Origin of the sequence: Methylobacterium sp. CCH7-A2 (genome assembly GCF_001557075.1) — a bacterium.
GTDB lineage: Bacteria > Pseudomonadota > Alphaproteobacteria > Rhizobiales > Beijerinckiaceae > Allobosea > Allobosea massiliensis.
This window is the reverse complement of record NZ_LSKN01000330.1, coordinates 21,325-27,646: the sequence shown is the minus strand read 5'-3', so window position 1 is coordinate 27,646 and position 6,322 is coordinate 21,325. Positions and strand designations below refer to the sequence as shown.

8 protein-coding genes are annotated in these 6,322 nt (G+C 70.1%); 6 read left to right on the top strand and 2 right to left on the bottom strand.

Going from position 1 to position 6,322, the window contains the following annotated elements; all coding sequences use genetic code 11:
* Positions 1-122: 122 nt before the first annotated feature.
* The gene (gene fliP, locus AX750_RS25225) at positions 123-851 is read right to left on the bottom strand and encodes a flagellar type III secretion system pore protein FliP (RefSeq protein ID WP_245282519.1); all 729 of its coding nucleotides are present in this window, start codon (positions 849-851) and stop codon (positions 123-125) included.
* 208 nt (positions 852-1,059) lie between these two features.
* Complete coding sequence (locus AX750_RS25220; protein WP_197426561.1) at positions 1,060-2,601, bottom strand: flagellar biosynthetic protein FliO; 1,542 nt, start codon at positions 2,599-2,601, stop codon at positions 1,060-1,062.
* Positions 2,602-2,825: 224 nt separating this feature from the next.
* Between AX750_RS25220 and flgB the strand changes: the two genes are divergently transcribed.
* The 6 genes from flgB to flhB all read left to right on the top strand — a co-directional run bounded on the left by flgB (position 2,826) and on the right by flhB (position 6,267).
* Complete coding sequence (flgB, locus tag AX750_RS25215) at positions 2,826-3,236, top strand: flagellar basal body rod protein FlgB (RefSeq protein WP_066718696.1); 411 nt, start codon at positions 2,826-2,828, stop codon at positions 3,234-3,236.
* Positions 3,237-3,313: 77 nt separating this feature from the next.
* On the top strand, positions 3,314-3,724 hold the full coding sequence (flgC, locus tag AX750_RS25210; RefSeq protein WP_066718693.1) for a flagellar basal body rod protein FlgC: 411 nt from the start codon (positions 3,314-3,316) through the stop codon (positions 3,722-3,724).
* Between the two features lie 14 nt (positions 3,725-3,738).
* Complete coding sequence (locus AX750_RS25205) at positions 3,739-4,062, top strand: flagellar hook-basal body complex protein FliE (RefSeq protein WP_066718690.1); 324 nt, start codon at positions 3,739-3,741, stop codon at positions 4,060-4,062.
* Between the two features lie 25 nt (positions 4,063-4,087).
* Positions 4,088-4,354, top strand: a complete 267-nt coding sequence (fliQ, locus tag AX750_RS25200; RefSeq protein WP_066718687.1) for a flagellar biosynthesis protein FliQ — start codon at positions 4,088-4,090, stop codon at positions 4,352-4,354.
* Positions 4,355-4,434: 80 nt separating this feature from the next.
* Positions 4,435-5,193, top strand: coding sequence for a flagellar biosynthetic protein FliR (gene fliR, locus AX750_RS25195; protein WP_066718686.1), 759 nt, complete (start codon positions 4,435-4,437; stop codon positions 5,191-5,193).
* A gap of 6 nt (positions 5,194-5,199) precedes the next feature.
* Positions 5,200-6,267, top strand: a complete 1,068-nt coding sequence (flhB, locus tag AX750_RS25190) for a flagellar biosynthesis protein FlhB (RefSeq protein ID WP_066718684.1) — start codon at positions 5,200-5,202, stop codon at positions 6,265-6,267.
* Positions 6,268-6,322 lie beyond the last annotated feature (55 nt).

Below are 6,322 nucleotides of genomic sequence, written 5' to 3'. Positions count from 1 at the left end.
CCCCTGCCCCCGCGGCCGAGGCACCTGCGGCGCCCGCACCGGCCGCGACACCCGCTGCCTCCGCCGGAGCGCCCGCTCCGGCCCCTGCCCCGCCCGGGCGCAGCTGAGACGGTCTCCGCCCGTCAGCTTCCGTAGCTCTTGACCAGCGATCCGGCGACCAGTCCCCAGCCATCGACGAGCACGAAGAAGATCAGCTTGAAAGGCAGCGCCACCGTCACCGGCGGCAGCATCATCATGCCCACCGACATCAGGATCGAGGCCACCACCAGGTCGATGATCAGGAAGGGCACGAACAGCAGGAAGCCGATCTCGAAGGCGCGCCGGAGCTCCGAGATCATGAAGGCCGGCACCAGCACATGGATCTGCACGTCCTGCGGCGTCGCCGGGGGCGGCTCGCGCGACATCTCCATGAACAGCGCGAGATCCTTCTCGCGGACATGGCGCAGCATGAAGGTCTTGAACGGCACCACGCCGCGATTATACGCCTCCGCCGGCTGGATCTGCCCGGCGACGAGCGGCGCGACCGCGGTCGTGTAGGCCTCGCGCAGCGTCGGCGCCATCACGAAGCCGGTGAGGAAGACCGCGAGCCCGATGATCACGGCGTTGGGCGGCGCCGTCTGCGTGCCCAGCGCCGAGCGCAGCAGCGACAGCACCACCACGATCCGGGTGAAGGACGTCACCATGATCAGGATCGACGGCGCCAGCGACAGCACCGTGATGACGGCGATCAGCTGCAGCGCCCGCTCGGCCACTCCGCCGCCCTGGCCGAGATCGAGCGAGAGCGTCTGCGCCAGCGCCGGCCCGGCGGGCACGGCCAGCAGCGCGGCCCACAGGGCGAGCCTGCCGGTCACGGCGCGCGGGCTCCGCAGGCGGCGGCGCCATCTCGCAGAGAAGCAGATCATGGTCCCGCACATGGCCGTGGTTGCGCCCGAATCAACGCATCGGGCAGCGTCACGCTAGAGCGGGCCTCGCCGCGCCAGCAACGGGCGCGGCGGCGTCAGAGTGCCGCGCGGCGGCGAAAGCTGTTGATCGCGCGGCCGCCAACGGGGCGGAGAACGCTCAGCCCTTGGCCTTGGGGTCGCGCCCGAGCAGCCGCGCGAATTCGGCCTCGATCGCGTCCACCGAGAACGGGTCGATCGCCTTCGGATCGGGCGCGGCCGGTTCGGCGGCCTTGACCTCGGCCATCTCGACCTCCGCAGCCTCGGCCGGCTTCGGCCCGGCGGAGGGAGTGGGCTCGGGATCGGCCGCCGGCGCCGACGGGAGGGGAGTCGTCGGCTGCGCCGCCGGCTTCTGAGGCGGCGGTTCGGCCGCTGGCGGGGCGGAATCGGGACGAGCGGCCGCGACGGGCGGCGGCGTCACAACCGGAGCCGGCGTGGGTGCCGGGCCGGAGACGGGCGGCTTCGGCCCCGTTCGCTCCGGCTTGAGACCCAGTGCCATCGCCAGCTCGGCCTCGACGTCGAGCGGCAGCGCCCGGCCTGCCGGAGTCGGCGCCTCGACGGGCGGCGCCACCGGCGCAGGGGGTTCGATCACCGGCTCGACCTTTGGCGGCGGCGCCACCGGCTTGGCTTCGATGGGCTTTGTGTCGACAGGCTTCGTCTCGATCGGCTTGGGATCGGCCGCCTTCGCCGGTTCGGCCGGCTTGGCGGGCTCGGCCGGCTTGGGGGACTCCGGCGGCTTGGCGGCTGGCGCCGAGCGCACGGGTTCGGCCGCCTTCAGCGGCGGCTCGACCGGCGGGACGGCGGTCTCGGTGCCGGCAGGCGCGGGAGCGGGTCCGGCCGGCAGCGGCGCGACAGGGCTGCCCGCAGCCTGGCCCTGGGCCGGGCGCACGGCCGAGAACGGGCGCTTCAGCGCCTCGTCGAGCTGGCGCGCCATGTCGTCGAGCTCGACCGCGCTCGCCGCCGGGGCGGGCGCATGGTCACGGGCAAAGTTGGGCGGTTGCAGCGCGGGCGCGGCCGGCACCGGCGCGGCATCCTTCGGCAGGACGGCACCGAGCGCAGCGCCGCCCGCCGCCGCAGCGACCGCGGCCTCGATGGCGGCGGCGCCCTGGGCGGAGCGCGGCGGCTGGCGGGGCGAGGTGTCGGCGGCGGGAGCCGGTGCGGCGACCGGTGTGGCCGAACCCGTGGCGCGGCGCAGCTCCTCGAGGCTCTCCAGCCGGGTCGTGTCCTGGCGCACGGTTTCCTGCCTCGTCGTCTCCTGGCGCGGCAAATCCTGACGCAGCAGTTCCGGCGGAACCAGCGTGTCGAAGGGCAGCGGCCGGTCGCTCGGCAGCGGCTCGGCCTGGGTCGGCAGCGCCGCCCTCGCGCCGCTGCGCACGATGTTGGTCTCGACCACGACATCCGAGGCGCCGCCGATCATCACCAGATGCTCGACATTGTCGCGGCGGATCAGCACGAGCTGGCGCTGGCGGTCGAGGTCGTGGATGTCGACCACGCCGAGCCGCGGCTGGCGCGTACGCCCCCCGCCCTGCCCCTTGATCCGCAGCCGCCCGTCCTTGATCTGCCGCGCGAAGAGACCCAGCAGCACGAGCAGGACGAGGATGACGCCGAAGGCGATGACCCACTTCTGCGCGGTCGGGAGATCGAAGCCAAACAAGCTCTGCAAGGTCTGCCTCATAAGCGTCGGCGGGGCCGGGTCCCGGCTGCCGGAATCCACCCGATGTTGAACACGGTGCCTATAGCATAGCGCCCGCGCTTTCAGGAAACATGGTGAATGCGTGGTTAACCACATCTCCGAAAGCGGCCCCCTTTAACCGATCGTTAACCATGGGCTGGGCAATATTTACCCAGTCGACGGGCGCGCCGCGCCGACATCGGAGGGGCGAGATCATGGCGAATTCGGCCCTGGGCACGGGCGGCAACCTGATGCAGGCGCTGAAGACGCGCATGCATTTCCACCAGTCGCGCCAGAAGGTCCTGGCCGAGAACGTCGCCAACGCCGACAGCCCGGGCTTTCGCCCGATGGACGTCAAGGCGCCGGCCGGCCGGACCGGAGCGGGTGGCGTGGGCGATGTCTCGCTGGCGCGTACCAGCGCCGGGCATATGGGCATCGGCGGCCGCAGCGACGGCTTCGACAGCGCCCGCGCCCGCCGCTTCGAGACCACCCCCAGCGGCAACGCGGTCAATCTCGAGGACGAGATGATGAAGGTCGCGCAGAACCAGTCGGACTATCAGCTCGCCGCCTCGCTCTACAGCAAGGGCCTCGGGCTGATGAAGATCGCCATCGGCAAGGGGCGCTGACGAAGGCGGCTGGACGAAGCCGCTGATGCTGAACGCCGCGCAGTCGGCGCCGCGCCGGAGCAGGAGGAACGGACGACATGGATCTTCTCAAGAGCATCGCGGTGGCGACCTCGGGCCTGCGCAGCCAGTCCGGCCGCATGCGCGTCATCGCCGAGAACATGGCCAATGCCGATTCGGGCCCCGAGCGTGCTGGCGCCGACCCCTATCGCCGCAAGATCCCGACCTTCCAGCGCCGCTTCGACCGCGAGCTCGATGCGCAGGTCGTCGACATGGGCCGCGTCCAGCGCGACCAGAGCGCCTTCCGGGTCAAATACGACCCCGGCAATCCGACCGCCGACGCCGCCGGCAACGTCCGCATGCCCAACGTCAATTCGCTGATCGAGACGATGGACATGCGTGAGGCCCAGCGCAGCTACGAAGCCAACCTCAACCTCGTCTCGTCGACGCGCCGGATGATCCAGCGCACCATCGACATCCTGCGCGCCTGAAGGGAACGACCATCATGGCCACGCCCAGCTTCGCCGCCGGCGCCTACGCCTCGATGCAGGGGATGGGTGCGGGCAATCTGCTCCGCAAGCCGCAGGCCGCCTCGGCCTCGGAAACCGGCAGTACGGATTTCTCCGCCCTGATCGGCAAGGCGCTCGAGGCCACCGCCGATGCGGGCCGCCGCTCGGACGCCCAATCGGCCGCCGTCGCCGCCGGCCGCGCCGACGTGGTCGACGTCGTCACCGCGGTGGCGGAAAGCGAGGCCGCGATCGAGACGCTCGTCGCCGTGCGCGACCGCGTCATCGCGGCCTATGAAGAAATCATGCGGATGCCGGTCTGAACCCGGCCCATCAGGACTTTCATCCATGACCTCCGGAGCCATCCTCGACGTCGCCCGCGACGGCATCATGGTCTTTCTCAAGGCCGGCGGGCCGCTGATGATGGTCGCCCTCATCGTCGGCCTCGCCGTCTCGCTGATCCAGGCCCTGACCCAGATCCAGGAGCAGACGCTCGTCTACGTCCCGAAGATCATCGCCGTCTTCGCCGCGATGATGCTGTTTCTCCCGTTCATGGGCGACGCGCTGGCGGGTTATATGGGGCGGGTCGCCGTCCGAATCGCCACGGGCGAATGAGCCTGCCGCTGCCGTGCCCTGCCCTCTGCGGCGGTCCGGCCCCGCGGCGCCCGCAATGGCGACGAGGCCCCGGCGGCACGATGCAGATCGCGATCCTGCCCGAGATCAGCGCCGTCTTCGTGCTCGTCTTCGCGCGGGTGGGCACGCTGGTCATGCTGATGCCGGGCATCGGGGAGCGTTTCATCTTCTCGCGGGCGCGCCTGTCGCTCGCCTTCTTCATCGCCCTGATGATGGTGCCGATGGCCCGCCCGCAGCTCAGACTTCCCCCCGATATGCCGGGCATCTTCGGGCTGCTGGTCGGCGAAATCCTGATCGGGCTGATCATCGGCGTCTGCGCGCGCCTCGTCATGGCAGCGCTGCAGACCGCCGGCACGCTGGTGGCGCAGACCATGGGTCTCGGCTTCGCGATGACGGTCGATCCCACCGGCGGCACGCAGAACCCCTCGATCGGCAACCTGCTCACCATGCTCGGCATCACGCTGATCCTGACCAGCGACCTGCACCATGTCGCGATCGTCGCGATCCATGAGAGCTATCGCGTCCTGCCGCCGGGAGCCGCGCCGCCGGTCGACGACGTGATGACGCTCGCGGTGCGCGCCGCCGCGCAGGGCTTCTCGCTGGCGGTGCAGATTTCCGCGCCTTTCATCGTCTTCGGGCTGCTGTTCAATCTCGGGCTCGGCGTGCTCGCGCGCATGATGCCGCAGCTTCAGGTCTTCTTCCTCGCGGTCCCGGCCTCGATCCTCGGCGGCATGCTCGTCTTCTTCGCCGTCATCGGCGTGATGATGAGCGTCTTCCTGGGCGAGCTCGGCGGCTTCCTGCGCCAGTTCACGGGAAACTGAGCGCCGATGTCCGAGGAGGCCGACAACGAGGACAGAACAGAGGAGCCGACCCAGCGAAAACTGGATCAGGCCGCCGAGAAAGGCGACATTCCCAGATCGCAGGAGATCGGCACCTTCTTCGTGCTCTGCGGCTTCACCCTGGCGCTGCTCGTCGGAGCCGGCTGGGCCGCCCGCGACAGCGCGCTCTCGCTGCGCGCCTTCCTGATGAACGCCCATCAGGTGCCCTCCGACGGCTCCGCCTTCGCGCATGTCGCCAAGCAGGGGGTGATGACCGGATTCGCCGCACTCGGCCTGCCCTTCGCCTTCATCCTCGTCGCGGCCCTGGCCGGCGCGCTCATCCAGCACAAGCCGCTCTGGACCTTCGACCCGCTGATGCCGAAGCTGAACCGAATCTCGCCCATGGCCGGCGCCAAGCGCATGTTCGGCAAGGAGGCCTGGGTGAACTTCGCCAAGGGGCTGGCGAAGACCGGCCTCGTCGGCGCCGTGCTCTGGATCACGCTTTGGAACGAGCACGACCGGCTCGAGGGCTTCGCCCAGATGAGCGTCGCGGCCCTGCTGCCGGCGACGCTCGTGCTGGCGATCAAGCTGATGGGCGCGGCGCTCGCCCTCTTCGCCGTGGTCGCGCTCGGCGATTTCGTCTGGCAGCGCTTCTCCTGGTACCAACGCCAGAAGATGACCAAGCAGGAGCTCAAGGAAGAGTACAAGAACTCGGAAGGCAATCCCGAGGTGAAGGCGAAGCTGCGCCAGATCCGGGCCCAGCGGGTCCGCAAGCGCATGATGGCGCAGGTGCCCAAGGCCACCGTCATCGTCACCAACCCGACGCACTATGCCGTCGCCCTGCAATACGAGCCCGGCATGGCGGCGCCGCTCTGCCTCGCCAAGGGCGTCGACGCGATCGCGCTGAAGATCCGCGAGGTCGCCGGCGAGCACGAGGTCCCGATCGTCGAGAACGTGCCGCTGGCGCGCGCGCTCTATGCCAGCGTCGAGATCGACGAAGAGATTCCTGTCGAACACTATCAGGCGGTGGCGGAAGTGATCGGATACGTCTTGCGCCTGAAGCGCCGCCGCGCCTAACTCGTTCAACAGCCTCGACTGCCGCCGCCAGCGCGGCCCCATGTCAACGGGACGG

Excerpts from the sequence above, each read along its gene's own strand:
- flgB (WP_066718696.1), top strand. The coding sequence starts at position 2,826 with ATGGCGAATTCGGCCCTGGGCACGGGCGGCAACCTGATGCAGGCGCTG.
- flgC (WP_066718693.1), top strand. The coding sequence starts at position 3,314 with ATGGATCTTCTCAAGAGCATCGCGGTGGCGACCTCGGGCCTGCGCAGC.
- AX750_RS25205 (WP_066718690.1), top strand. The coding sequence starts at position 3,739 with ATGGCCACGCCCAGCTTCGCCGCCGGCGCCTACGCCTCGATGCAGGGG.
- fliQ (WP_066718687.1), top strand. The coding sequence starts at position 4,088 with ATGACCTCCGGAGCCATCCTCGACGTCGCCCGCGACGGCATCATGGTC.
- fliR (WP_066718686.1), top strand. The coding sequence starts at position 4,435 with ATGCAGATCGCGATCCTGCCCGAGATCAGCGCCGTCTTCGTGCTCGTC.
- flhB (WP_066718684.1), top strand. The coding sequence starts at position 5,200 with ATGTCCGAGGAGGCCGACAACGAGGACAGAACAGAGGAGCCGACCCAG.